Source organism: Paraburkholderia sp. A1RI-2L, from assembly GCF_048957375.1.
GTDB lineage: Bacteria > Pseudomonadota > Gammaproteobacteria > Burkholderiales > Burkholderiaceae > Paraburkholderia.
Genome location: NZ_JARBTA010000004.1, coordinates 870,664 through 896,833, shown reverse-complemented (window position 1 = coordinate 896,833; position 26,170 = coordinate 870,664). Strand labels below are relative to the sequence as shown.

The following is a 26,170-nucleotide window of genomic DNA, read 5'->3' as shown; positions in this document are numbered from 1 at the left end:
AAACGGCCGGCCCGGTAACGCGACCGGCGATGCAGTGGCGGGCGAAATTCAACCCGCGCGGGCTATCGTCACTGGAGACTGAAACGCTGGGAAATCGGATCGATCTTAAAATTTAGAGCACATATCCAGCACGCATAAAGCATGCAAATTGATTTGTCATTCAACAAACCCAGCCTGATATTGCGAATGGCTTAGCCCTAAACCGTCGCTATCAAAAACGACTCCCCCGTGGAAGGCCGCAAGCCATCGCTACGTCCTGCGAAATATCGCGCGACGATATCGGCGGTGCTCACATGCTCGGCCTTCGAAAACCCGGCCTCTTGCGCGAGCGCGAGCATCTCCTCGGGGCGAAAGAAGCTGAGAAACGGCGTGCCCGCCGCGCGCGCCCGTTCATAAACGGCTTCGTGCTGCGCGCGCTCCGCGGGATCGACGAGATCGAGCGGCAGCGTGAAAGTCATGGCAAGCGTCGATCCCGGCGCAAGCTGCGCGATCTGGCGCAGCGTGGCGAGATTCGCTTCGCGTGTGAGATACATCGACACGCCCGTGGACGCCACCACGGCGCGCGCCTTAGCATCGAACCCCGCGCGTGCGAGCAGCGTCCACCACGACTCACCCGCCTCGAAATCCACCGGCACGAAACGCAGCCACGCCGCTTCGCGGTAGCCGAGCGCGCCGAGTCGCTGCCGCTTCCATGCCTGCGTGCCAGGCTGATCCACTTCGTACACGTGAAGTCGTGACGCAATCTCTGGGCGGCGCTGCGCGAACGTGTCGAGGCCCGCGCCAAGAATCACATACTGCCCGACGCCCGCATCGGCCTGCGCGGCCACGAGATCCTCGATAAAGCGCGCACGGCCGACGATGGACGCGCGATAGCCGCGCGTGCCTTGCGGGTGCATGTCGGGGCGATTGCGCCAGTCCGGGTCCGGCGCGGCGAGCTGCATGCCGATCGCATCGTCGAGCACGTGCGGTTCGGCATCGACTTCCAGGTGCAGCGCGCGCCAGAGCGCGACGCGAATGGCGCTGGAATCGGGGGTAGCCGTTTTCGGGTTTTGCATATCCGTTCTCCAGTTCGATAGGGCGCTGATGCAGGGCCGGCATTACGCCGGGCCGCGCACGCCATAAATGTCCGCGCTCACCTCGCGCAACACGTCGATCATGATCTGCGCGGCGGGCGAGAGCAGGCGGTCGGCGCGCGTGATGATGCCGAAGTCGTCCATCTGGCAATCCATCGGCAGCGGCAGCACCGCGACCATGCCGTGCGCCGCGTAGTAGCGCGCCACGTCCTCGGTGAGCACGGCGATCATGTCGCTTTGCTCGAGCACGCGCGTGATGAAAAGCAGCGCGGGCGTTTCCACCACGTTCGAGGGCGGCGCGAGGCTCGCGCGCTGGAACATCAATTCGAAGCGATGGCGCAATACGCTGCCCACGGGCGGCACGACCCAGGTGGCGCGCGCCACGTCGGCGAGCGTGAGCGGCGCGCGGGTTTTCGTCCGCGCTTGCGCTTCATCCGGCGTTTCCTCATGCAACGGCGAATGCGCCGCCTCCAGCAGCGGATGCCCCGGCCGCACCACGGCGCACACCGGCTCGCCCGTGAGCGGCTCGTAGCGTAGCTGAAGCTTGTCGTGTTCGGCGGAAAGCCGTCCGAGCACGACATCGAGTTTTTCCTGCGCGAGATGTTCGAGCAGCGCGTTGCTTGCGTCGATTTCCACCGAGACGCGCATATTCGCATGCGCGCGCTTGACCGCCGCCACGGCGGCGGGCAGCACGCGCACGCCCGGCGAGGTGATCGCGCCCACGGCGACATGGCCGAGCCGCCCCGCCTTGAGCGCCGAGAGTTCCTCCTGGGCCTGGTCGAGGCTGCCCAGCACCGCGCGCGCATGGCGGATCAGCGCGTCGCCGTAAAGCGTGGGCCGCATGCCGCGCGGCAGGCGCTCGAACAGCACCGCGCCCAGCATCTCCTCCAGTTCGCGCAGCAGCTTCGACGCCGCGGGCTGCGTCATGTTCAGCGCCGCCGCCGCGCGATGGATATTGCCTTCTTCCGCAAGCGCGACGACCAGCAGCAACTGACGCGTCTTGAGCCGCGTGCGCACATACCAGGGGCTCGAATCGAGCATGTTTGCCTGCCGTCCCAAATAGTATTCAGTGTTTATACCAATGCCGAAATCGATATCGAAAGCATCCGATATTTCATTAGAAGGTTATCAGAGTTCTATCTAAGCTATGTCCAATGTTTCATTCACTCGGACCGGACGATGTCGGCAACAAAACCTAAACTGCGCTCGCAACAGTGGTTCGGCACCACTGACAAGAATGGCTTCATGTACCGGAGCTGGATGAAGAACCAGGGTATTCCCGACCACGAATTCGATGGCCGCCCGATCATCGGCATTTGCAATACGTGGTCCGAGCTTACGCCGTGCAACGCGCACTTTCGCAAGCTTGCCGAACACGTGAAGCGCGGCATTTACGAGGCGGGCGGCTTCCCGGTCGAATTCCCGGTGTTCTCGAACGGCGAATCGAACCTGCGCCCCTCGGCGATGCTCACGCGCAATCTCGCGTCGATGGACGTGGAAGAAGCCATTCGCGGCAATCCCATCGATGCGGTCGTGCTGCTGTGCGGCTGCGACAAGACCACGCCCGCGCTGCTGATGGGCGCGGCAAGCTGCGACGTGCCCGCGATCGTCGTGACCGGCGGGCCGATGCTCAACGGCAAGCTCGAAGGCAAGGACATCGGCTCGGGCACGGCGGTCTGGCGCTTGCACGAATCGCTCAAGGCGGGCGAGATCGACCTCCATCATTTCCTTTCTGCCGAGGCGGGCATGTCGCGCTCGGCGGGCACCTGCAACACCATGGGCACGGCCTCGACAATGGCCTGCATGGCCGAGGCGCTGGGCGTCTCGCTGCCGCACAACGCAGCCATTCCCGCCGTGGACGCGCGCCGCTACGTGCTCGCGCACATGTCGGGCATGCGCATCGTGCAGATGGCGCTGGAGGACCTCCGGCTCTCGAAGGTGCTCACGCGCGAGGCGTTCGAGAACGCGATTCGCGCTAACGCGGCGATTGGCGGCTCGACCAATGCCGTGATCCACCTGAAGGCGATTGCGGGACGCATTGGCGTAGCGCTCGAACTCGAAGACTGGATGCGCATTGGCCGCAATACGCCCACCATCGTCGACTTGCAGCCTTCGGGCCGCTTCCTGATGGAAGAGTTCTACTACGCGGGCGGCTTGCCGGCGGTGCTGAGGCGGCTCGGCGAAGCGAATCTGCTGCCGCATCCGGACGCGCTCACGGTCAACGGCAAATCGCTGTGGGACAACGTGCGCGAGGCGCCCAATTTCAACGACGAGGTGATCCGACCGCTCGACAAACCGTTGATCGACGACGGCGGCATCTGCATCCTGCGCGGCAATCTCGCGCCGCGCGGCGCGGTGCTCAAGCCCTCGGCGGCCACGCCCGAATTGCTCAAGCATCGCGGGCGCGCCGTGGTGTTCGAGAACTTCGACCACTACAAGGCCACGATCGCCGACGAGTCGCTCGACGTCGATAAGGATTCCATACTGGTGATGAAGAACTGCGGTCCGCGTGGCTATCCCGGCATGGCCGAGGTCGGCAACATGGGCCTGCCGCCCAAGCTGCTGCGCGAGGGCGTGAAGGACATGGTGCGCATCTCGGACGCGCGCATGAGCGGCACGGCTTACGGCACGGTGGTGCTGCACGTCGCGCCCGAGGCGGCGGCGGGCGGGCCGCTGGCGGCGGTGCGCAACGGCGACTGGATCGAGCTCGATTGCGAAGCGGGCCGCCTGCATCTGGACCTCAGCGACGAGGAACTCGCGCGCCGATTGAGCGATGTCGATCCGGCTGCCGCGCCCGGCGTGGCGGAGCAACTGGGCCGGGGCGGCTATGCGCGCCTGTATGTCGATCATGTTCTGCAGGCCGACGAAGGCTGCGATCTCGACTTCCTGGTGGGCCAGCGCGGCTCGGCCGTGCCGCGCCACTCGCACTGATGCAAGCACGAGGGCGATGATCATGACGATGACTCTTACCGGCGACCTGCTGATCGGCGCGCTCGCGAAGCGCGGCGACGGCGCGGCGTTCCAGGCGACCGACGCCGCGAGCAACACGCCCATCGCACAACCGGTTTTCCACGGCGCGCTGCAAGGCGATGTCGAAAAGGCCTGCGAACTGGCGGACGCGGCGTTCGACACATATCGCACGCTGTCCGCCGGCAAGCGCGCGCAATTCCTCGACGATTGCGCGGCGCGCATCGAAGCGCTTGGCGATCAACTGATCGACCGCGCGATGGCCGAAAGCGGCCTGCCGCGCGCGCGCCTCGAAGGCGAGCGCGCGCGCACGGCCAATCAATTGCGCATGTTCGCCGCGCTTGTGCGCAGCGGCGACGCGCTCGACGTGCGCATCGAACCGGCGCTGCCCGAACGTCAGCCGCCGCGCACCGACTTGCGCTTCTGGCGCATTGGCGTGGGTCCGGTCGCGGTGTTCGGCGCAAGCAATTTCCCACTGGCGTTTTCCGTAGCGGGCGGCGATACGGCGTCGGCACTGGCCGCCGGCTGCCCCGTGGTCGTCAAGTCGCATCCGGCGCATCCGGGCACTTCGGAACTTGTCGGTCGTGCGATCCAGCAGGCAGTTGCGGCGGCGGGCCTGCCCGCTGGCGTGTTCTCGCTGCTGTTCGACGCGGGCCACGAAGTCGGCAGCGCGCTCGTGCAGCATCCGGCGATTCGGGCGGTTGGCTTCACCGGTTCGCGCACCGGCGGCCTCGCGCTCGTCAAGCTGGCTGCGGCGCGTACCGAGCCGATTCCCGTCTACGCTGAAATGAGCAGCGTGAATCCGAACCTGCTGCTGCCCGGCGCACTCGCCGCGCGCGGCGCAATGCTGGCGCGTGACTTCGCGGCATCGGCAACGCTCGGCTGCGGCCAGTTCTGCACCAATCCCGGTTTGATGCTCGGCCTCGCGGGCAAGGACTTCGACGCCTTCGCCGCAAACGCCGCGCGCGAGTTCAGCGCGGCGCCAGCGGGCGTGATGCTCACGCCGGGCATCTTGCGCGCCTACGAGCAAGGCATCGGCCGTCTCGTCGAGCATCCGAAGGTCACGACGCTCGCACGCGGCGCAGCCGCGCCCGGGCGCGCGCAAGCGGCGCTGCTGTGCGTGCGCGCGAGCGATCTGCTGGCCGATGCGGCGCTCGGCGAGGAAGTGTTCGGTCCATGCAGCATGCTGGTCGAATGCGCGGACGAGGCCGAAATGCGCGCGGTGCTGCGCTTCATCGAAGGCCAGTTGACGATCACGCTGCACGCGGACGCCGCCGACGGCGATCTCGTGCGCGCGCTGCTGCCGCTTATCGAGCGCAAGGCGGGCCGTCTGCTGGCCAACGGCTTCCCTACCGGCGTCGAAGTCTGCGATGCGATGGTGCATGGCGGCCCGTTCCCGGCCACCTCGGACGGCCGCAGCACTTCGGTGGGCACGGCGGCGATCGAGCGTTTCCTGCGCCCGGTCTGCTACCAGAATCTCGCCGATGGCTGGTTGCCCGACGCGTTGCGCGACGCGAATCCACTGCACGTGAAGCGGCGTGTCGCGGGCAAGCCCGAAGCCGTCTGACGCGGCGGCCAGCACCGCGACGCAACAAGAACGCACCCCGCAGTAAAAGAACCAAGGAGACACGATGACGACTTTGCAGGCGCCGAATGCCAGCAACACCGGAGCGCAGGCGAGTGCCGGGAACGAGGAAGAAAAGCACATTGTCGGCCATATCGCGCGCCGGCTGGTGCCGTTTCTCGCGCTGATTTACGTGGTGGCCTATGTGGACCGCACGGTGGTGGGCTTCGCGAAGCTGCACATGAATGCCGCCGTGGGCCTGAGCGATGCCGCTTATGGTTTAGGTGCGGGACTCTTCTTCATCGGCTATTTTCTGTGCGAGGTGCCCAGCAATCTCGCGCTCGAGCGCTTCGGAGCACGCGTATGGTTCGCCCGCATCCTGTTCACGTGGGGCGCGATCACGATGGCGATGGCGCTTGTCAGTGGTCCGAAGAGTTTTTACACGCTGCGTTTTTTGCTGGGCGCGGCCGAAGCGGGCCTCTATCCCGGCATTCTGTATTTCCTCACGCAATGGTTCCCGATGCGCCATCGCGCGCGTGTGATTGGCCTGCTGGTGCTCGCGCAGCCCATCGCAGGCATTGTCACCGGGCCGATCGCGGGCGCTTTGCTCGAAACGCACGGCCTGTTCGGCCTTTCGAACTGGCAGATGCTGTTCGTGGTGAGCGGTCTGCCTGCCGTGCTGCTGTGCGTGCCCACGCTGCGTTTGCTGCCCGAGTCGCCGGCCCACGCGCGCTGGCTCGACTACCACGAGCGCCACTGGATCGAACGCGAGCTTGCCGCCGACCGGCGCACGTTCCGACTCGAAGCGCACCGTAACCCGTTCGGCGCGCTCAAGGACCGCCGCGTGCTGCTGCTCGCGTTGCTGTTCCTGCCGTTTCCGCTGTGCATCTATGGTTTGTCGCTCTGGTTGCCTACCATTATCAAAGCGTTCGGCGTAAGCGATGCCACGGCGGGCCTGCTTTCCGCCGTGCCGTATCTGTTCGCGGTGGTGGGGCTGCTGATCGTGCCGCGCCACTCGGACAAGCGTCGCGAGCGTTACGGCCACATCGTGGTGGTGTCGTGCGCGGCGGCGCTCACGATGGCCGCGAGCGCGTGGTTCCGCGCGCCGGCGCTGCAACTGCTGTTCATCTGCCTGACCGCATTCTCGATCTACTCGATCCAGGCCGTGGTGTGGGCGCTGCCCGGCGAGTTCCTGACCGGCGCCAGCGCGGCCGTCGGCATCGCGACGATCAACTCGCTCGCGAATCTCGGCGGCTACTTCGGCCCCTATGGCATCGGCCTCATCAAGGATGCGACGGGCAGCCTCTCGGCCGGCCTGTATTTTCTCGCGGTCACGCTGGTGTTCGCAGCGCTCGTGACGTTCGCGGTGCGCGCGGCATTGCGCCCGGCGCCGCGCAGCGAGGGCGCTGTTTTGAGCGAATAGCGAGCGAGTCGTAAGCACGCGGCTCCATGCACTTTTATTGGCAAGACTGACGATATGAACACGAGTCCGAACACGAAAACCACGCCGCGCTATCGCGGCATTTTCCCGGTGGTGCCCACCACTTTCACCGAGACCGGCGAGCTGGATCTGGACAGCCAGAAGCGCGCGGTCGACTTCATGATCGACGCAGGCTCGGACGGCCTGTGCCTGCTCGCGAACTTCTCCGAGCAGTTCTCGCTTTCCGACGACGAGCGCGAAATCATCACGCGCACCGTGCTCGACCATGTGGCGGGCCGCGTGCCGGTGATCGTCACCACCACGCACTACGGCAGCAACGTGTGCGCGGCGCGCAGCAGGCGCGCGCAGGAGCAGGGCGCGGCAATGGTCATGGTGATGCCGCCGTATCACGGCGCGACCTTCCGTGTGCCCGAGCAGCAGATCTACGAGTTCTACGCGCGCGTGTCGGACGCCATCGACATTCCCATCATGATTCAGGACGCACCCGCGAGCGGCACGGTGCTCTCCGCGGCGTTGCTCGCACGCATGGCGCGCGAGATCGAGCAGGTTGCGTACTTCAAGATCGAGACGCCGGGCGCGGCGAACAAGCTGCGCGAGCTGATCCGCCTCGCGGGCGACGCCGCCGAGGGGCCATGGGACGGCGAAGAAGCCATCACGCTGCTGGCGGACCTCAATGCCGGCGCAACGGGCTCGATGACGGGCGGCGGTTTCCCCGATGGCATCCGTCCCATCATCGAGGCGCATCGAGCCGGCCGTCTCGACGAAGCATTCTCGCTCTATCAGAAGTGGCTGCCGCTCATCAATCACGAGAACCGCCAGGCGGGCTTGCTCGCCTGCAAGGCGCTCATGAAGGAGGGCGGCGTGATCGCCTGCGAGCTGCCGCGTCACCCGCTGCCGGCGATGCATCCGGAAACGCGCGCCGAACTGATCGCCATTGCGCGCCGGCTCGATCCGCTCGTGCTGCGCTGGGGAAAATAATTGATTCGGCATGCAGAGCAATGGCATGAATGATTTCGACAAGAAGGTCTTTATGAACGCGTCGTATACGTTGGCCATCGCGGGCGTGGGAAAGATCGCGCGCGACCAGCATTTGCCCGCCATCGCGGGCAACCCCGGCTTCGAACTCGTGGCGAGCGCGAGCCGTAACGCGCAGGTCGAGAACGTGCGCAACTACACCGATATCGACGCGCTGCTGGCCGCCGAATCCGGGCTCGACGCGGTCTCGCTTTGTGCGCCTCCGCAGGTGCGCTACGCACAGGCGCGCACGGCGCTCGAAGCGGGCAAGCACGTGATGCTCGAAAAGCCGCCCGGCGCGAGCGTGAGCGAAGTGGAAGCGCTGCGCGAACTGGCGCGCCACCACAACCGCACGCTGTTCGCCACGTGGCATTCGCGTTACGCGAGCGCCGTCGAACCGGCGCGCGCGTGGCTCATGAATCGAACGATCCGCGCCGTGCAAGTGCGTTGGAAAGAAGACGTGCGGCGCTGGCATCCAGGCCAGCAATGGATCTGGGAACCGGGCGGCATCGGCGTGTTCGATCCGGGCATCAACGCGCTTTCCATCGTCACGCGCATCCTGCCGCGCGAGGTGCTGCTGCGCGGCGCGACGCTGCATGTGCCCAGCGATTGCGCCACGCCTATCGCCGCCGAACTCGACTGTATCGACACCGACGGCGTGCCGGTGCGCGCCGAATTCGACTGGCGCCACGGTCCCGTCGAGCAATGGGAAATCGACGTGGAAACCACGGACGGCCTGCTCTCCATCGCCGAAGGCGGCAAGCGCCTGGTCATAGCCGGCGAACCGGTCGAACTGGATGCAGAACGCGAGTACGCAGCGCTTTACGAGCGCTTTCACTGGCTCATCGCGCACGGCGCGCAAGACGTGGACGTGCGTCCGCTGCGGCTCGTGGCCGACGCGTTCCTGCTCGGCCGGCACGTCGAAGTCGAAGCGTTCGGGCATTGAGCGCGGACGGTTCTTCACCACTGTTGCAACAACGAAACCAGAGACATACCCGAGGAGACAACAGCATGACCAGCAAGATTCGCCGCTTCACCCTGCGTGCCGTATTCGCGGCCATGTGCATCGCGCCGCTCGGCATGAACGTGGCCGCGCACGCCGACGCGCCCACCAAGATCGGCTTTCTCGTGAAGATGCCTGAGCAGGCATGGTTCATCAACGAGCAGAAGGCCGCGACGGCGCTCGGCCAGAAAGAGCAATTCTCGGTCGTCAATATCGGCACGCCCGACGGCGAGAAGGTGCTGGCCGCCATCGACAACCTGGGCGCGCAGGGCGCGCAAGGTTTCGTGATCTGCGCGCCCGACGTGCGTCTCGGACCGGCCATTCAGGCGCGCGCGAAGCGCTACAACATGAAGTTCGTGACCGTGGATGACCAGTTGGTCGATTCGTCGGGCAAGCCGCTCGCGAACGTGCCGCACCTGGGCATGTCGGCGTTCAAGATCGGCAACCAGGTGGGCCAGGCGATCTCGGACGAGATGAAGCGGCGCGGCTGGAAGCCCGAGGAAGTAGGCGCGCTGCGCATCACAGACTATGAATTGCCCACCGCGAAGCTGCGCACCGATGGCGCGACGCAGACGCTGCTCGCCAACGGCTTCAAGAAGGAAAACATCTTCGACGCGCCGCAGAAAACCACTGACGACGAAGGCGGCTTCAACGCGGCTTCGCCGGTGCTCGCGCAGCATCCGAACATCAAGAAGTGGGTGGTGTTTGCGCTCAACGAGGAAAGCGTGCTGGGCGCCGTGCGCGCGACCGAGCAGCTGCATCTGCCGTCCGCGGACGTGATCGGCGTGGGTATCAACGGCGCGGGCGAAGCGTTCGCCGAGTTCCAGAAAAAGCAGCCTACGGGCTTCTACGGGACCATCGCCGTGAGCTCGACGAACCACGGCAAGGACAGCGCGCAGAACCTCGTCGACTGGATCCGCAACGGCAAGCAGCCGCCCGCCGATACGCAGACCACCGGCAAGCTGATGACGCGCGATAACTGGCAGGCCGTGCGTACCGATCTGGGCATTTAAGGCACGCGCAAGGGCAAGAGCAAGGGCAAGAGCAAGGGCAGGCATGCAATGACTGAAACCATGATTCGAGCGGTTCAACAGGGGCAGCAGGGGCAGCAGGGGCAGCAGGCGCAACAGGAGCCGCGCGCGTATCTGGAACTCGACGGCATCACCGTGAGCTTTCCGGGCGTGCGCGCGCTCGACCGCGTTTCGCTGGCCGTGCGCGCGGGCGAAGTGCACGGCTTGATGGGCGAGAACGGCGCGGGCAAGTCCACGCTGCTCAAGGTGCTCTCGGGCGTGAACCAGCCGCAGGAAGGCACGCTGAGGCTGAATGGCGTGGAGCAGCGCTTCGCGACCACGCGCGCCGCGCTCGACGCGGGCGTCGCCATCATCTATCAGGAACTGCATCTCGTGCCCGAGCTCACCGTGGCCGACAACCTGATGCTCGGGCAATTGCCCAACCGCCTCGGCGTGCTCGACGAGCGCACGCTCGTGCAGCGCGCGATGGCGGAATTGCAGCGCCTCGGCGAACGCATCGACCCGCGCACGCCGGTGAAGAATCTTTCCATCGGCCAGCGCCAGATGATCGAAATCGGCAAGGCGCTCATGCGCGACGCACGCGTGATCGCCTTCGACGAGCCCACGAGTTCGCTCTCGGCGCGCGAAACAGAGAACCTCTTTCGCATCATCAACGCGCTACGCGCGGACGGCCGCGCGATCATCTACGTCACGCACCGCATGGACGAAGTCTATGAGCTGTGCGACCGCGTGACGGTGTTCCGGGACGGCAAGCGCATCGAGACCTTCGAGTCGGTGGCCGATCTCGACCGCAACCGGCTGATTGCCGCGATGGTGGGCCGCTCGATCGCGGACGTCTACGGCTATCGCGCACGCACGGCCGGCGACGTGCTGCTCGAAGCGAAGGCGCTGATGGGACCGGGGCTGGCCGAGCCGGTGTCGTTCACGGCGCGGCGCGGCGAGATCGTCGGCTTCTTCGGGCTCGTGGGCGCGGGCCGCTCCGAACTCATGAAGCTGCTCTACGGCGCCACGCGCGCGAGCACGGGCCACGTCGAACTCGACGGCGAGCGCGTGAACTTCGCTAGCCCGCGCGACGCGGTGCGCGCGGGCATCGCGCTGTGTCCCGAGGATCGCAAGCAGGAAGGCATCGTTGCGATTGCCTCGGTGGCGGACAACCTCAACATCAGCGCGCGGCGTCATTTCAGCCCCGCGCGCTTCCTGCTCGACGCGAAACGCGAGCGCGCGCTCGCGCAGGATTACATCCAGAAACTCGCGATCAAGACGCGCAACGGCGAAACCGCTATCGGCACGCTCTCGGGCGGCAACCAGCAGAAGGTGATTCTGTCGCGCTGGCTTGCGGAGCGCATCGAAGTGTTCCTCATGGACGAACCCACGCGCGGCATCGACGTGGGCGCGCGCGCCGAGATCTACAACCTGCTCTACGAGCTCGCCGAAGCAGGGCGCGCGGTCATCATGGTGTCGAGCGACCTGGCCGAGGTGATCGGCGTGGCCGACCGCATCGTGGTGATGCGCGAAGGGCGCATCGTGGGCAGCGTGCCGAAGGCCGAAGCCACACCCGACGAACTGATCAAGATGGCGCTGCCGCGCTAAACACCCCCGAAGAGAAACCAGAGATGAGTCAAGCCATGCAGTCACAGGGCACGCCAACCGTCAACGAAGCCGCCGCGCCCATCACGCCTTCGCGTGCGCGCGCGTGGGACATGATCAACAAGTCGGGCATCGCGGTGGTGTTCGTGGTGCTGTTCGCGGTGCTTTCCGTCACGGTGCCCGACTTCCTCACGACCCGCAATATTCAGGGTCTGCTGCTTTCCGTGACGCTGATCGGCTCGATCGCCGTCACCATGATGTTCGTGCTCGCATTGGGCGAGGTCGATCTTTCCGTGGCGTCGATCGTGGCGTTCTCGGGCGTGGTGGCCTCCACGGTCATCACGCAATCGCATAGCGTGGTGCTGGGCATCGCGGCGGGCGTGCTCGCGGGCGGCGCAGTGGGCCTCGTGAACGGCGTGCTGATTGCGCGCTTCAAGATCAATTCGCTGATCGCCACGCTAGCGATGATGGAAGCCGTGCGCGGACTCGCCTTCCTCACCTCGAACGGCGACGCCGTGATGATCTCCGAAGAGCGCTTCTTCGATCTGGGCGGCGGCGCGTTCCTCGGCATTTCGTACCCGATCTGGAGCAACATCATCGGCTTCGCGGTGTTCGGCTTTCTGCTGAAGAAAACCGTGTTCGGCAAGAACGTGCTTGCAGTGGGCGGCAATGGCGAAGCGGCGCGGCTCGCGGGCCTGCCGGTCACGCGCATCAAGATCACGGTGTTCGTGCTGCAGGGGCTAGTCACGGGTTTCGCGGGCGTGATGCTGGCCTCGCGCATGAGCCTCGGCGACCCGAAGACTTCGGTGGGGCTGGAGCTGGGCGTGATCTCGGCGTGCGTGCTGGGCGGCGTCTCGCTCACGGGCGGCGTGGCGACGATTTCGGGCGTGCTGGTGGGCGTGCTCATCATGGGCGCCGTGCAGGACGCCATGAGCCTCATGAACGTGCCCACCTTCTATCAGTACCTGATTCGCGGCGGCATCCTGCTGCTGGCCGTGCTGTTCGACCAGTTCCGCCGCAGCAAGCGGGCGGTGTGAGCGCGCGGCGCGTGGGCGGTGCCTGCTGTGCGGCCGGGTCTGCGATGCGGCGCTCAGGTTTCCAGCGCCGCGCCGCCCAGAATGGTGTTGGCGTCCGCGCGCGCGTTGTCGAGCTGCACCACGCTCGCTTGCCTTGCGGCCAGCGCGTCGCGGTTCTCGATTGCCGTGAGTATGGCCTTGTGGCGGGGCAGCGAAAGTGCATGCGTATTCGGATGGCGGCTCGTGAGCTTGATCGACTCGGTGAGCGCGAGCGACAGCATGTTGCCGATATACGCGAGCATGTCGTTGTGCGTGGCCGCCATGATCGCGCGATGAAACTCCAGATCGGGCTCGAGCAGATCGGCCGCCGTTTTGGCCTGCTCCATGCGCGCGTAGGCGGCGGTAATGCGTGCGAGGTCCTGGTCGCTGGCGGAAATGGCGGCGAGCGCGGCGGCCGCGGGCTCGATGATCTGCCGCACCACCATCAGCGAACGGAAGAACTCGCCTTCGGGAATGCTGTTGACGGTCCAGTACAGCACGTCGGGGTCGAGCATGTGCCACTCTTCGCGCTTGCGCACCACGCTGCCCACGCGCGGCTTGGACACCACGAGACCCTTGGCCACCAGCACACGCGTGGCCTCGCGCAGCACGGGACGGCTCACGCCATAGGTCTCGCACAAGGTGGGCTCGGCGGGCAGGCGCTGGCCGGGTGCGAGCTTGCCGCTCACGATCTGCATGCCGAGCTCCTGCACGATGCGCCCATGCATGCTCTTGCGTTTGTCTAGGTTGCGGTAATCCATGTCTGTCCTGCCGGGACGTCCCGAATGTTCGGTCCGGCGGCCCGTTCGGACACTCCCTGTTGTAAACGTCCGGTGCGCTCAGTCGCTGAGTGTGGCTCGGTGTGGCTCAGTGTGCGGAGCCGGCGCGCATGGCCCGATATTCCCTCCGCACGATCTCCATGAGCTCCGTCACCGACGTGAGCGCACTTTGCTGTTCGTAGGTCACGCGGCCCCGCTGCATCAGCATGATGCGATCCGCGATATCGAGCGTCTGCGCGTAATTGTGCATGATCATGATAATGGATAGGCCGCCTTTTTCCTTCAACCGCATGACGAGGTCGATGATGAGCCCGGCCTCGCGTGCGCCCATTGCTGCGAGCGGCTCGTCGAGCAACAGGATCTTCGCGTTCGAATGCACGGCGCGCGCCACCGCAATCGCCTGGCGTTGGCCGCCTGAAAGCCGTTCGACAGGAACATCCACGGAGGGCACGTGCACGCCGATGTCGTCGAGGCATTGCGCCGCGCGCTCGCGCATCTGCTTGTGGTCGAGCAGGCGCAATGGCCCGAGCGGCCCGTGCCGCACGATTTCGCGGTTCAGGAACATGTTGTGGTAAATGCTCAGCGAATTCGCGAGCGCGAGGTCCTGATACACGCATTCGATGCCGAGCGCGCGCGCGTGATCGACCGAGCGCAGCAGCGTCTGCTGGCCGTCGATATGCAGCGTGCCATCTGTTTGCTGATGAAAGCCCGTGAGTATTTTCACCAGCGTGGACTTGCCCGCGCCGTTGTCGCCGAGAATGCCGAGGATCTCGCCCTTGCCGAGCGTGAACGAGACGCCGTCGAGCGCCGTGACCGCGCCAAAGCGCTTCACGAGGCGCTCGCCGCGCAGCGCGAGCGGCGCGGTGTTCGCGCCGGAGGAGGCGGCTTGCGATTCGTCCATCAGCGTGCCCCCTTGCGGCGAATACGTCCTATGTGGATGTTGAAAACCATGGCGGCCAGAATCGCGGCGCCCAGGATGATATTGAACGTGAACGCGTTGATGCCGATGAGCGTGAAGCCGTCGTTGAGAATGCCGAGCACCGCCGCGCCGATGAGCCCGCCCACGATGGTGCCCGAGCCGCCCGTGAGCGGCGTGCCGCCGATCACGGCGGCGGCCACGGCGAGGAACATGATCTGGTTGCCGCCCGCCTGCGGATCGATGGAGGTGATGCGAAACGCTTCGAGCATGCCGGTGAAGCCCGCGAGCACCGCGGCCAGAATGAAATTGCCCAGCCGCAGCCGGTTCACGTGGATGCCCGCCTCGCTCGCGCCCAGCGGGTTCGCGCCCGCCGCCTGCGTATGCAGGCCCCAGCGCGTGTGCCGCAGCAGCACGTGCATCACGAACGCGATGCCCAACGTCCAGAGGATTTCGCTGTAGCCCCACGCGCCCATGAAAGCGGAGAACGCGGGCGAGCCCGGCGTGGCGGCGGGCGTGCCGCGCGAGACCGTGAGCGTGACGCCGTTGATGAGAAAGAGCGTGCCGAGCGTGGTGACGAACGAGGGCAGCCGCAGCCACACCGTCACCGCGCCGTTCGCGAAGCCGATCAGCGCGGCCGCCGCGAGCCCCGCGATCACGGCCAGCCACATGGGCGCCCCCGCATCGCTGGCGAACACCATCATGAACGGTGCGAACGCGAACACCATGCCCGCCGATAGATCGATATCGCCGCCGATCATCAGCATGATCTCGCCGAACGCGATGATCGCCACCGGCGCGATGAATTGCGAGAGATTGACAAGACTGGCGTTGGTGAGCAGGAAATCGTGGTTCGCGAACTCGAAATACGCAGCCAGCAGCACGGCCACGAGCAGAATGCGCAACTCGGGCGCCCATCGCGATGCGAATGAAACGCCCGCGCGCCGCGGCGCGCGGACTGCCTCGATGTTGCCGGATTCGTTCACTGTATCCATTACGACTTGATTGCGCCGTTCATCGGGACGATTTGCGGCTTGGTGGTCTTGCCTTCATAGCGCGTCGAGGTATTCAAATACGGCTCGACCGTCGACTTCGTCACGAACTTCAGGCCCGTGTTGATGTCGGCCGGACCAACCAGCCCGCCCGAAGCGAGGAACACGAACGCCTCCATCACAGTGTAGAACCCCTGCACATAGGGCTGCTGGTCGATGGTGAAGTCGAGGAAGCCCTCGTGGATGAGCTGGACCGTGCTGGGCAGCAGATCGAAGCCGCCGCCGTGTACGCCCTTCGCGGGCAGGTTCGACTCCTTCATCACCTGCGCCACGCCCTGGGTGCTGCCCGCATCCACGGCGAACATGCCCTTCAGGTCCTGATGGCCCAGATAGAACGACTTGATCTTCGAAAGCTCCTCGTTGACGGTCGCGCCCGTGGCCACGGTTTGAATGTCGATCTTCTTGCCGGACTTCTTGATGGCGTCGCTTGCGCCATCGAGACGCGGCTGGATATTGAGCTGCCCCGGCGTTGCAATGAAGAGCGCGACCATGCCGCTGTCTATCAGGCTCACGATGCGCTCGCCCATCTGGTAGCCCGAGAGATACAGGTCCTGGCCGATATAGGCAAGGCGCGGATTGTGCTTGCCGCGCGGAGCATCGGCGTTGTAGGCGAACACTGGAATGCCGGCGTCGAGCGCGGCCTGAACGGGCTTGTCGAAGGCGCTCGGGTCGACGATGGGCACGGCAATGGCGTCGGCCTTCGCCGCGATCGCGGAATTCACCGCACGCACCATTTCGCCCGCGTCGGAGGTGGCCGAGCCGGTCCACTGATAGTCCATGCCGAGCAATGCGCAGGCATCCTGAATGCCGTATTGCGTGGGCACGAAAAACGGGTTCGTGGTCACATGATTGACGAAGACGATCTTCCACTTCTTGTGCGAGGGAAAGGCGGTTTCCGCTGCTTGCGCCTGCGAAATCAGCCTGCCCGCGCCGCCGCCGAGCGCGCTCATGAACGAGAGCGCGGCGCCCAGCCCCGCGCCCTGCATCAGCCCTCGCCGCGCGGCGCTGAAACCGTTGCCGTCACGTTCCTGTTCGTGTTCCTGGTCGTCATCGTGCTGCTGTGCCATGTCGTCCTCCGGCTCTCTTCTTGGTGGGTCGATGTGGTCGACGTTGAGTCGATCGCGTGCAGATGCGGGACAGCTCCGGTAACCGGGCGCTTGCAATGATGCGAATAAAACCGCTGGCGGCGCTTCACGCCTCATGCTTCACGCCTCACGCGGCGGCGGCGCGGCAACCAGCTTCGTCTGTTCGAGCGGCGCGGCAGCCGGCGTGCGGGCGCGCGCTGCACGCGCGAAGCCCTTGCCGCCGCCCGTGGATTTGCGGCGCGCGGCATGGCGCTCGGTGGCGCGCTGCAGCAGGCAGAACGCGCAGAGCAGCGCGCCGATCACAATGCGCGTCCACCACGAGCTGAGCGTGCCGTCGAAGGTGATGAGCGTCTGGATCGTGCCGAGGATGCCCACCCCGAATACCGAACCGATCACATAGCCCACGCCGCCCGTGAGCAGCGTGCCGCCGATCACGGTCGCGGCGATGGCGTCGAGTTCCATGCCCTGCGCCTGGAGGCCATAGCCCGAGAGCACATAAAGCGTGAACACCACGCCGCCGAGCGCGGAGCAAAAGCCCGAAAGCGCATAGACGGCGATCTTTGTGCGCGCGACGGGCAGGCCCATGAGCAACGCTGAGCGCTCATTGCCGCCAATGGCGTAGACGTTGCGGCCGAAGCGCGTGAAATGCGCGATGACGATGCCCGCCGCGAGCATGGCGAGCGCGGTGAGCGAGCCCGTGGTGAGCGAGCCGCTGCCCACGGGAATGCTGAATTCGGAGAGCGCGTGAAAGCCGCGGTCGTTGATCTGGATGGATTCGGTGGTGATGAGAAAGCAGGTGCCGCGCGCGAGGAACATGCCGGCGAGCGTGATGATGAACGGCTGAAGCCGGAAGAAGTGAATCAGCGCGCCCATGGCCGCGCCATACAGCGCGCCGAACAGCAGCACGAGCGGCACGACCACGGCCACCGGCCAGTGCAGCTTCTCGGTGCCCACGGCGCACAGGATCGTGGTGAGCGCGACCACGGCACCCACCGAAAGATCGATGCCGCCCGAGATGATCACGAACGTCATGCCGATGGCTACGATCAGCAGGAATGCATTGTCGACGAGGAGTCCGAACAAGACCTGCAGCGAGAAGAAGCCGGTGTACATCGCCGAGCCGAAGCCGAACAACGCCAGGAACAGCAGCACCGTCACGAAGATGGGCAGCACGCGCGGATCGACAAAGCGCGAGATGCTGCGACGCAATGCGGCGAGCGGGCTCGAAGCGGCGTTGTCATGAGCTTGCGATGGGCGGTTCATGCTCGGATTCCCCGAAGTCTTTATTCTCAGGCCCGCGCGCGCCGCGCGTGCGCGATGCGCCTGAGCTGCTGGGCGGCGAAAGCGCGCGCGGCGGGCGACTGGATCACGCACACGCACAGCACGACCACGGCCTTGACCACGAGCGTGGCCTCGGGCGGCACGCCGATCGAATAGGTGGTGTAGGTGAGCGTCTGGATGATGAGCGCGCCCAGCACCGTGCCGGCGAGGCTGAAGCGCCCGCCCGAGAGCGAGGTGCCGCCGAGCGTCACGGCGAGAATCGCATCGAGTTCGAGCAGCAGGCCCGCGTTGTTGCCGTCGGCGCTGCGCACGTTCGAGCTGATGAGAATGCCGGCGATGGCGGCCATCACGCCGCAGAACGCATAGGTGCCGAACACCACGGCCTGCGACGACAGACCAGCGAGCCGCGCAGCCACGGGATTCACGCCAATCGAGCGGATGAAGAGCCCGAGCGCGGTGCGATTCACGATGAGCGCGGTGAGCACCGTCACCGCAATCGCGATCCACACGGCGCAGGGCACGAGCGCAAAATAGCCGCCGCCCGCGTACAGATAACCTTGCGCGCCGATGGGGATGATCTGGCCGCCGGTGAGCAGTTGCGCGACGCCACGCCCGGCCACCATGAGGATCAGCGTGGCGATGATCGGCTGCATGCCGACGAGGGCCACCAGCAACCCATTCCACATGCCCGCGAGCAGGCCCACGGCAAGCGCCGCGCCGAACGCGGCGCCGACGCGCGAGGGGTCGTCGGCGAGCACGGTGGCGGCCGCCGCGCCGGCGATCGCCACCACGGCGCCCACCGAAATGTCGATGCCGCGCGTGGCGATCACGAGCGTCATGCCGAGCGAGACCACGACGAGCGGCGCGGCGCGCATGAGGATGTCGACGGGTGCGCCGAACAGATGGCCGCCCAGCAGCGTGATGGAGAGAAAGTTGGCGCGATGCGCGACATCCACGGCGAACAGCGCGACGAGCGTGAGCGCGGGCCATACGAGCGGATGCTTGAGCGTCAGCGCAAGCCACGCGGGCAGGCCCGAACCGGGCCCCGAAGTTTGGCGCGCATTCATGTGCGATCTCCGGCAATGAGGCCGTAGACCTCGTGCTCCGAGCGTGCCGCGCCCGCAAGCTCGGCCACCTTGCGCCGGTCGCGCAGCACCGCGATGCGGTCGCTCACGCGCACCACTTCGCTGATTTCCGAGGAGATGAAAAGAATGCCGAGCCCCTTCGCGCAGAGCGCACGCACGCGGTCCATGATTTCGAACTTGGCGGCCACGTCGATGCCGCGCGTGGGTTCGTCGAGGATCAGGAGACGCGGCTCGGTCGCGAGCCAGCGCGCGAGCAGCACCTTCTGCTGATTGCCGCCCGAAAGCAGGCCGATGGGCTGCTCCGCGTCGCGCGCCTTGATGCCGAGCTGCGCGATATACGCATTGGCGAGCTCGCGCTGGCGCGCGCGTCCAATCATGCGCCACCAGCCGCGCCGCGCCTGCAGCGCGAGCACGATGTTCTCGCGGATCGAAAGCTCCGCAACGATGCCTTCCTTCTTGCGGTCTTCGGGGCAATACGCCATGCCGTGGCGGACCGCGTCGCGCGGCGAGGCGAGCTTCACGGTCTCGCCGTTGATGCGCACGGCGCCCGCGTCGGCCCGGTCGGCGCCGAACAAGAGACGCGCCGTTTCCGTGCGCCCCGAGCCCAGCAGGCCGGCAAGGCCGAGAATCTGGCCGGGCCGCACCTCGAGATCGAGCGCGTTGAGCACGCCGCGGCGCGCGATGCCCTGCGCGGCGAGGTAGGGCGCGCCGGTTTGCGCGTCGGCGTGTGCGGAGTTTTCGGGCGCGTGTGCTTGCTGTGCGCCGTGCGCGAGCCGTTCGTCGGCGTGGGTGGCGTGGTTGAGGCCCACCATCTTCGCCACCAGCGTCTGCACCGGCAATTCGGCGGCGAGATATTCGCCCTCGCGCTCGCCATTGCGCATCACGGTGATGCGATCGGAAATCGCATAGGTCTGCTCGAGAAAGTGCGTGACGAACAAAATGGCGATGCCTGACGCCTTCAGCTTGCGCAGCACATCGAACAGGCGCGCGACTTCGCCTTCGTCGAGACTCGAAGTGGGCTCGTCCAGAATGAGAATGCGCGCATCGACCGAAACGGCGCGCGCGATCGCCACCATCTGCTGCATGGCGATGGGGTAGGTGTCGAGCGACTGCGTGACGTCGAGCGATAAATTGAGCGCGGCGAGCGCGTCGGCGGCGCGCCGGTGGATCGTCTTCCAGTCGATCAGGCCGCGCTTGCGCGGCTGGCGGCCCGCGAAAATATTCTCCGCCACCGAGAGATTGGGGCAGAGATTGACTTCCTGATAGAGCGTCTGAATGCCCGCGGCTTCGGCTTCCTGCGGCGTAGCGAAGCGCACGGGCTGGCCGGCGAGTCGGATCTCGCCCGCCTCGGGCTCGTGCACGCCCGTGAGCACATTGATGAGCGTGGACTTGCCCGCGCCGTTCTGGCCCATCAGCGTATGGATCTCGCCGGGAAAGAGGCGGAAGTCGACGCCGTCGAGCGCGCGCACGCCGGGGAACGTGCGCGTCAGGCCGACGGTTTCCAGCAGCGGCGTGAGGTTCATGCGTGCCTGTGCTTACCGCAATTAGTACTTGCGCGACGGCAGCACCTGCGCCGCCACGCTCTCGGGGAACACCGTTTCGTTCGTGACGATGCGCTTGGGCAGTTGCTTGCCCGCCACCACGTCCTTCACGGCAGTCATGAGTTGCGGCCCGAGCAGCGGGCTGCATTCCACGTCCACGTTCATCTTGCCGGCGATCATCGCCTGGAAGCCGCCCTTGGTCGCGTCGAACGACACCACGCTCACGTCCTTGCCTGGCTTCATGCCCGCTTCCTCCATGGCTTGGATCGCGCCGAGCGCCATGTCGTCGTTATGCGCGTAGACCACGTTGATCTTGTTGCCATAGGTCTTCGCGAAGGCTTCCATCACCTGCTTGCCGCCCGCGAGCGTGAAGTCGCCGCTTTGCGACGCAATGATCTTGAATTTCGGATCGTTCTTGATCACCTCGATGAGACCCGCGTGACGATCGTTCGCGGGCGCGGAGCCCACCGTGCCCTGCAATTCGACGATATTGACGGGGCCGGGATTGTTCTTGTAGTGATCCTCGAGCCACTTGCCCGCGCGGCGGCCTTCTTCCATGAAATCCGAGCCGATCATCGTCACGTAGAGCGACTGGTCTTTCACGTCGATATTGCGGTCGGTGAGAATCACGGGAATCTTCGCGCGCTTCGCTTCCTGGAGCACCGGCTCCCAGCCCGATTCCACCACCGGCGAGAAGGCGATCACGTCCACCTTCTGCGCGATATAGGAGCGGATCGCCTTGATCTGGTTTTCCTGCTTTTGCTGGGCGTCCGAGAACTTGAGATTGATGCCGGCTTCCTTGGCGGCGGCCTTGACCGATACGGTATTGGCAGTGCGCCAGGCGCTCTCGGCGCCCACTTGCGCGAAGCCCAGCGTGATCTGCTTGTCCTCGGCGTGCGCGACGCCCGCCGCGAACGAAAAAGCCGCGGCGGCGGCAATGAGGCCGCTTGCCATGCGAGTAGCCAGTTTCATGCGTGTCTCCAACGTAGCTTTCTATTTCTTGAATTCGGCGCTACCTGCACTCGCGTCTCTCATGGCCAGACAGTGTCACGAGTCAATCGCGCCATCCCGGGCCGGTGTCGAGTCGGCGTGACTCAACACCGGCCATTTGCCTTGCAAGCGTCAATAGACAAACTATATTCAACGGATATGATGGTTTAAATCCGCGTTTTCCCGATCTTCCCTGACTATATAGTCATGCTATTTATGGATTTTTCTCACTAAGTGGGTAAAGCCATGAACGCTCGCAAAATCCGGCTCCGCTCCGCCGCGTGGTTCGGCACCACCGACAAGAACGGCTTCATGTACCGGAGCTGGATGAAGAATCAGGGCATCCCCGAGCACGAGTTCGCGGGCAAGCCGGTCATCGGCATCTGCAACACGTGGTCGGAACTCACGCCTTGCAACGCGCACTTTCGCAAGCTCGCCGAGCACGTGAAGCGCGGGGTGTACGAAGCGGGCGGCTTTCCCGTGGAATTCCCGGTGTTTTCCAACGGCGAGTCGAACCTGCGGCCCACCGCAATGTTTACGCGCAATCTCGCGTCGATGGACGTGGAAGAAGCCATCCGCGGCAACCCCGTGGACGCGGTCGTGCTGCTGTGCGGCTGCGACAAGACCACGCCCGCGCTGCTGATGGGCGCGGCAAGCTGCGATGTGCCGGCGATCGTCGTGACCGGCGGGCCGATGCTCAACGGCAAGCACGAAGGGCGCGATATCGGCTCGGGCACGGTGGTATGGCAATTGAGCGAGCAGGTGAAGGCGGGCAAGATTTCGATGCACGAGTTCATGTCGGCGGAAGCGGGCATGTCGCGCTCGGCGGGCACCTGCAACACCATGGGCACGGCCTCCACGATGGCGTGCATGGCCGAGGCGCTGGGCGTGAGCCTGCCGCACAACGCCGCCATTCCCGCCGTGGATGCACGCCGCTACGTGCTCGCGCATTTGTCTGGAATCCGAATTGTCGAGATGGCGCTCGAAGACCTGCGCCTTTCGAAGCTGCTCACGCGCGCGGCGTTCGAGAACGCCATCCGCGTGAATGCCGCGATTGGCGGCTCGACCAACGCGGCGATTCACCTGAAGGCGATCGCGGGGCGCATCGGCGTGAAGCTCGATCTCGACGACTGGACACGCATCGGCCGCCACACGCCCACGATCGTCGATCTGCAGCCCTCGGGCCGCTTCCTGATGGAGGAGTTCTATTACGCGGGCGGTCTGCCGGCGGTGCTGCGGCGGCTTGGCGAAGCGAAGCTGCTGCCGCATCCCGACGCGCTCACCGCTAACGGCCATACGCTATGGGAAAACGTGCGCGACGCGCCGAGCTACAACGACGAGGTGATCCGCCCGCTCGCCAAGCCGCTCGTGCAGGACGGCGGCTTGTGCGTGCTGCGCGGCAATCTCGCGCCGAACGGCGCGGTGCTCAAGCCCTCGGCGGCCACGCAGACGCTGCTCAAGCATCGCGGGCCCGCCGTGGTGTTCGAGAACTTCGACGACTACAAGACGCGCATTGCCGATCCCGCGCTCGACGTCACGCCCGACTCGGTGCTCGTGATGAAGAACTGCGGGCCGCGCGGCTACCCCGGCATGGCCGAGGTGGGCAACATGGGCTTGCCGCCCAAGCTGCTCGCGCAGGGCGTGACCGACATGGTGCGCGTGTCCGACGCGCGCATGAGCGGCACGGCCTATGGCACGGTGGTGCTGCACGTGGCGCCCGAGGCGCGCGCAGGCGGCCCGCTTGCGATCGTGCGCAACGGCGACTGGATCGAGCTCGACTGCGAAAAGGGCACGCTGCGCGTGGATATCAGCGATGAAGAGATCCGCGCGCGGCTCGCTGCGTGGGCGGCGGCGCAAAAACCCGAGCCGGCGGACGGCAGCGGGTATCGCAAGCTTTACGTCGAGCACGTGCTGCATGCCGACGAGGGATGCGATTTCGATTTCCTCGTGGGCTGCCGGGGCGCGGAGGTGCCGCGACATTCGCATTGAAGGTGGCGGGACATTGCGTGCGCCTCGTGAGACACTGGCGCGCATGACCCAGAACATCTACGACGACCCCGCCTTCTTCGAAGGCTACAGCCGCCTGAACCGTTCGGTGCAGGGGCTGGACGGCGCGCCCGAATGGCCCGCGCTGCGCGCATTGCTGCCGGACCTGGGTGGCTTGCGGGTGCTCGATCTCGGCTGCGGCTATGGCTGGTTTTGCCGTTGGGCGGCGCAGCAGGGGGCGGCTGCGGTGGAGGGCGTGGACGTCTCGGTGCGCATGCTGGAGCGTGCGCGAGCGATGACGCAGGCGACGACGCAGGCCCTGGCGCAATCGTCACCGCAACCCGCGTCTATCGCATGGCGTCGCGCCGATCTGGAAACGCTCGAAGTGGCCGAGGCCAGCTTCGATCTGGTCTACAGTTCGCTCGCGTTTCATTACGTGGAGCATCTTGCCGGGTTGCTGCGCACGATTCACCGCGCACTCGTGCCGGGCGGCCGGCTGGTGTTCTCCATCGAGCATCCGATTTACATGGCGCCGCGCGCGCCGGGCTTTTGTCTCGACGACGACAACAACAAGAGCTGGCTGCTCGACAGCTATCAGATGGAAGGCCCGCGCGTGACGAACTGGCTCGCCGAGGGCGTCGTCAAGCAGCATCGCACGCTAGGCACGCTCGTGAATACGCTCATCGATTGCGGATTCACCTTGAGCCGCCTGATCGAATGGGGGCCGACGCAGGCGCAGGTGGACGCCATGCCCGCGCTGGCCGAAGAGCGCGAGCGGCCGATGATGGTGCTGATCGGCGCGCAGCGCTAGCGCCGCCCGGCGCCGCGAAACCCGACGCTTACATCTCGACGATGCCGGGAATCGCTACGTTCGGATCGATGTCGGCGCCATAGTCGACGCCTTCGATGCCGAAGCCGAACAGACGCAGGAATTCCTCCTTGTAGCCCGCGAAATCGGTGGTGGCGTAAAGGTTTTCGTCGGTGACCTGGTCCCACGCGGCTTTCACGCGCGCCTGGATCGCGGGGTCGAGCTCCTTGTAGTCGGCGCGCAGGCGGCCATCGTCGTCGAGCACCGGCGTGGCGCTGTAGAGCGAATCGCGCAGGAGTCCATAGACTTGCTCGATGCAACCCTCGTGCGTGCCGTTTTCCTTCATCGCCTTGAAGAGCAGCGCGAGATAGAGCGGCATGATGGGAATGGCGGAACTGGCCTGCGTGACCACCGCCTTGAGCACGGCAACACGCGCATCGCCGCCGCGTGCCGCGAGCTTCGCGCGGATGCCCAGCACCTTCTGGTCGAGGTCCTTCTTGGCCGCGCCAATGGAGCCGTTCCAGTAGATGTCGTGGGTGATCTCCGCGCCAAGATAGGTGAACGCCGTGGTCTTCGCGCCATCGGCCAGCACGCCCGCTTCGAGCAGCGCATCGATCCACATCTGCCAGTCCTCGCCGCCCATCACGGCCACCGTGGCGTCGATCTCGCTTTGCGCGGCTGCTTCGAGCACGGTTTCCTTGATGCTCTCCTTGTCGGTGTCGATGCCGCGCATGCGCAGCGTCTTGCCCACCGGCTTGAGCGTGGAGGTGTGCACGGCGCCCGTCACCGGATGCGCGCGGCGCGGCGCGGCAAGGCTGTACACCACGAGGTCGACCTGGCCGAGATCGCGCTTGATGGTGTCGATGGTCTCGCGCTTTACGGCGTGAGAGAACGCGTCGCCGTTGATGGTCTTCGCGTAGAGCCCTTTGTGCGTGGCGAACTTCTCGAACGCGGCGGTGTTGTACCAGCCGGCGGTGGCGGGGCGGGTGTCGGTGCCGGCGCGCTCGAAGGCGACGCCGAGCGTGGCCGCGCCCGAGCCGAATGCCGCCGAAATGCGCGCGGCGAGGCCGTAGCCTGTGGACGCACCCAGCACGAGCACGCGCTTCGGACCATGGGCAATGGGGCCGTGCGCGTCGACATATTCGATTTGCTGCGCGACGTTGGCTTCACATCCCATGGGATGGGCCGTCACGCAAATGAAGCCGCGAACACGCGGTTCGATGATCATCAGACTTCTCCGTATTTCGCAGATGCATGCAAGAACGGGCGGCATTTTAGCGCGAGCAAAAAGTCTGGGCCATGGTTGGGGGGCTGTCCGGATGCTTTCAACAGCCTGTCATGAGGAACCTCATGATCAGGATAGCGCGTTTCGCCCGCTGGAATCTCCACGATGCCATCGGGGAAGTCGACGGCATTGAGAAACTCTTGCGCTCCAAGCATCGCAAAAAAATCATAGTCATCGTTATTCAGCAACCCGCCTCCAAATCCGATATTAGAGGATTTCGATATTGGGTTAAATTCACCCTCCCAAGTCGACGGACTTTTGAAAGCGATCTTCTCGAAGAGGCCGCTATTCTTGAATGCGAACACGCACAGCGGTTTGCCTTCCACCACGGAGAACTGGGCAGACACGTCGAGTCTGGCGATAGGCGTACCTGTTTTGTAAAGCTTCTCGATCAGGTCGTGTGTTGGACTGAGCACGGCGCGGCTTACGTCTAATGGAAGTGTAGAGACATCCAGCACGTTGGATAGGCTCCTGCCATCAGAACAGGTCACGCCAGGATAGAAGCGTGCGGGGTTACCGGGCTTCATTGCCGGTAGCTCCTTCATCGAGCATACGGTATCTCGCATGCCGTACATGATTCTTCGATCTGCCTCTGAAGCCTGCTCCTCGAACACGCCGACCCCCGGG

22 protein-coding genes are annotated in these 26,170 nt (G+C 65.4%); 10 read left to right on the top strand and 12 right to left on the bottom strand.

Translation table 11 applies throughout. The annotated features are described in order from the left end of the window. Positions 1–197 precede the first annotated feature (197 nt). Together PWP93_RS32555 and PWP93_RS32550 are read right to left on the bottom strand one after the other, a co-directional pair. On the bottom strand, positions 198–1,055 hold the full coding sequence (locus tag PWP93_RS32555) for a class I SAM-dependent methyltransferase (protein WP_421047664.1): 858 nt from the start codon (positions 1,053–1,055) through the stop codon (positions 198–200). 42 nt (positions 1,056–1,097) lie between these two features. Further along, positions 1,098–2,114, bottom strand: coding sequence for a LysR substrate-binding domain-containing protein (locus PWP93_RS32550; RefSeq protein WP_421047663.1), 1,017 nt, complete (start codon positions 2,112–2,114; stop codon positions 1,098–1,100). 138 nt (positions 2,115–2,252) lie between these two features. Between PWP93_RS32550 and PWP93_RS32545 the strand changes: the two genes are divergently transcribed. The 8 genes from PWP93_RS32545 (at position 2,253) to araH (ending at position 12,717) form a co-directional block, all read left to right on the top strand. Next, complete coding sequence (locus PWP93_RS32545; protein WP_421047662.1) at positions 2,253–4,004, top strand: IlvD/Edd family dehydratase; 1,752 nt, start codon at positions 2,253–2,255, stop codon at positions 4,002–4,004. A gap of 28 nt (positions 4,005–4,032) precedes the next feature. After that, entirely contained in the window at positions 4,033–5,607 is a 1,575-nt protein-coding gene (locus tag PWP93_RS32540; protein ID WP_421047731.1) for an aldehyde dehydrogenase (NADP(+)), read from the top strand. Between the two features lie 64 nt (positions 5,608–5,671). Next, positions 5,672–7,027 (top strand): MFS transporter, encoded by a 1,356-nt coding sequence (locus PWP93_RS32535; RefSeq protein WP_421047661.1) that lies wholly within the window; start codon positions 5,672–5,674, stop codon positions 7,025–7,027. 54 nt (positions 7,028–7,081) lie between these two features. After that, positions 7,082–8,023 (top strand): dihydrodipicolinate synthase family protein, encoded by a 942-nt coding sequence (locus PWP93_RS32530; RefSeq protein WP_421047660.1) that lies wholly within the window; start codon positions 7,082–7,084, stop codon positions 8,021–8,023. Between the two features lie 52 nt (positions 8,024–8,075). Beyond that, positions 8,076–9,005 (top strand): Gfo/Idh/MocA family protein, encoded by a 930-nt coding sequence (locus PWP93_RS32525; protein WP_421047730.1) that lies wholly within the window; start codon positions 8,076–8,078, stop codon positions 9,003–9,005. A gap of 65 nt (positions 9,006–9,070) precedes the next feature. Then, the gene (locus PWP93_RS32520; protein ID WP_421028233.1) at positions 9,071–10,075 is read left to right on the top strand and encodes an arabinose ABC transporter substrate-binding protein; all 1,005 of its coding nucleotides are present in this window, start codon (positions 9,071–9,073) and stop codon (positions 10,073–10,075) included. A 48-nt stretch (positions 10,076–10,123) separates the two neighbouring features. After that, positions 10,124–11,683 carry an L-arabinose ABC transporter ATP-binding protein AraG gene (araG, locus tag PWP93_RS32515; RefSeq protein ID WP_421047659.1) on the top strand — a complete coding sequence of 520 codons (1,560 nt, stop codon included), beginning with the start codon at positions 10,124–10,126 and terminating at the stop codon, positions 11,681–11,683. A gap of 23 nt (positions 11,684–11,706) precedes the next feature. Further along, positions 11,707–12,717: an L-arabinose ABC transporter permease AraH gene (gene araH / locus PWP93_RS32510; RefSeq protein WP_421047658.1), complete on the top strand. Its 1,011-nt coding sequence runs from the start codon at positions 11,707–11,709 to the stop codon at positions 12,715–12,717. 53 nt (positions 12,718–12,770) lie between these two features. On the opposite strand, the gene PWP93_RS32505 is transcribed toward araH, so the two are convergent. From PWP93_RS32505 to PWP93_RS32470, 8 genes are all read right to left on the bottom strand, one after another. Beyond that, positions 12,771–13,496 carry a FadR/GntR family transcriptional regulator gene (locus tag PWP93_RS32505; RefSeq protein WP_421028230.1) on the bottom strand — a complete coding sequence of 242 codons (726 nt, stop codon included), beginning with the start codon at positions 13,494–13,496 and terminating at the stop codon, positions 12,771–12,773. Positions 13,497–13,602: 106 nt separating this feature from the next. Continuing rightward, positions 13,603–14,415 (bottom strand): ATP-binding cassette domain-containing protein, encoded by an 813-nt coding sequence (locus PWP93_RS32500; RefSeq protein ID WP_421047657.1) that lies wholly within the window; start codon positions 14,413–14,415, stop codon positions 13,603–13,605. Then, positions 14,415–15,425 carry an ABC transporter permease gene (locus PWP93_RS32495; RefSeq protein ID WP_421028228.1) on the bottom strand — a complete coding sequence of 337 codons (1,011 nt, stop codon included), beginning with the start codon at positions 15,423–15,425 and terminating at the stop codon, positions 14,415–14,417. The genes PWP93_RS32500 and PWP93_RS32495 overlap by 1 nt, the downstream gene beginning before the upstream one ends. Continuing rightward, entirely contained in the window at positions 15,425–16,549 is a 1,125-nt protein-coding gene (locus tag PWP93_RS32490; RefSeq protein ID WP_421047656.1) for a sugar ABC transporter substrate-binding protein, read from the bottom strand. Before PWP93_RS32490 ends, PWP93_RS32495 begins: the two co-directional genes overlap by 1 nt. A 138-nt stretch (positions 16,550–16,687) precedes the next feature. Next, complete coding sequence (gene yjfF / locus PWP93_RS32485) at positions 16,688–17,830, bottom strand: galactofuranose ABC transporter, permease protein YjfF (protein ID WP_421047655.1); 1,143 nt, start codon at positions 17,828–17,830, stop codon at positions 16,688–16,690. A gap of 26 nt (positions 17,831–17,856) precedes the next feature. Next, positions 17,857–18,915: an ABC transporter permease gene (locus PWP93_RS32480; RefSeq protein WP_421047654.1), complete on the bottom strand. Its 1,059-nt coding sequence runs from the start codon at positions 18,913–18,915 to the stop codon at positions 17,857–17,859. Continuing rightward, positions 18,912–20,456, bottom strand: a complete 1,545-nt coding sequence (locus tag PWP93_RS32475) for a sugar ABC transporter ATP-binding protein (protein ID WP_421047653.1) — start codon at positions 20,454–20,456, stop codon at positions 18,912–18,914. Before PWP93_RS32475 ends, PWP93_RS32480 begins: the two co-directional genes overlap by 4 nt. Before the next feature lie 21 nt (positions 20,457–20,477). After that, a complete protein-coding gene (locus PWP93_RS32470; RefSeq protein WP_421047729.1) occupies positions 20,478–21,428 on the bottom strand; it encodes an ABC transporter substrate-binding protein in 951 nt (316 codons plus the stop codon). Between the two features lie 282 nt (positions 21,429–21,710). Between PWP93_RS32470 and PWP93_RS32465 the strand changes: the two genes are divergently transcribed. Together PWP93_RS32465 and PWP93_RS32460 are read left to right on the top strand one after the other, a co-directional pair. Further along, positions 21,711–23,453 (top strand): IlvD/Edd family dehydratase, encoded by a 1,743-nt coding sequence (locus tag PWP93_RS32465; RefSeq protein WP_421047652.1) that lies wholly within the window; start codon positions 21,711–21,713, stop codon positions 23,451–23,453. A gap of 43 nt (positions 23,454–23,496) precedes the next feature. Beyond that, the gene (locus PWP93_RS32460; protein ID WP_421047651.1) at positions 23,497–24,261 is read left to right on the top strand and encodes a class I SAM-dependent methyltransferase; all 765 of its coding nucleotides are present in this window, start codon (positions 23,497–23,499) and stop codon (positions 24,259–24,261) included. 28 nt (positions 24,262–24,289) lie between these two features. Here PWP93_RS32460 and fabV read toward each other — a convergent pair whose 3' ends face one another. Together fabV and PWP93_RS32450 are read right to left on the bottom strand one after the other, a co-directional pair. After that, positions 24,290–25,486: an enoyl-ACP reductase FabV gene (fabV, locus tag PWP93_RS32455; RefSeq protein ID WP_421047650.1), complete on the bottom strand. Its 1,197-nt coding sequence runs from the start codon at positions 25,484–25,486 to the stop codon at positions 24,290–24,292. Further along, positions 25,486–26,070, bottom strand: coding sequence for a hypothetical protein (locus PWP93_RS32450; protein WP_421047649.1), 585 nt, complete (start codon positions 26,068–26,070; stop codon positions 25,486–25,488). Before PWP93_RS32450 ends, fabV begins: the two co-directional genes overlap by 1 nt. Positions 26,071–26,170: the final 100 nt, after the last annotated feature.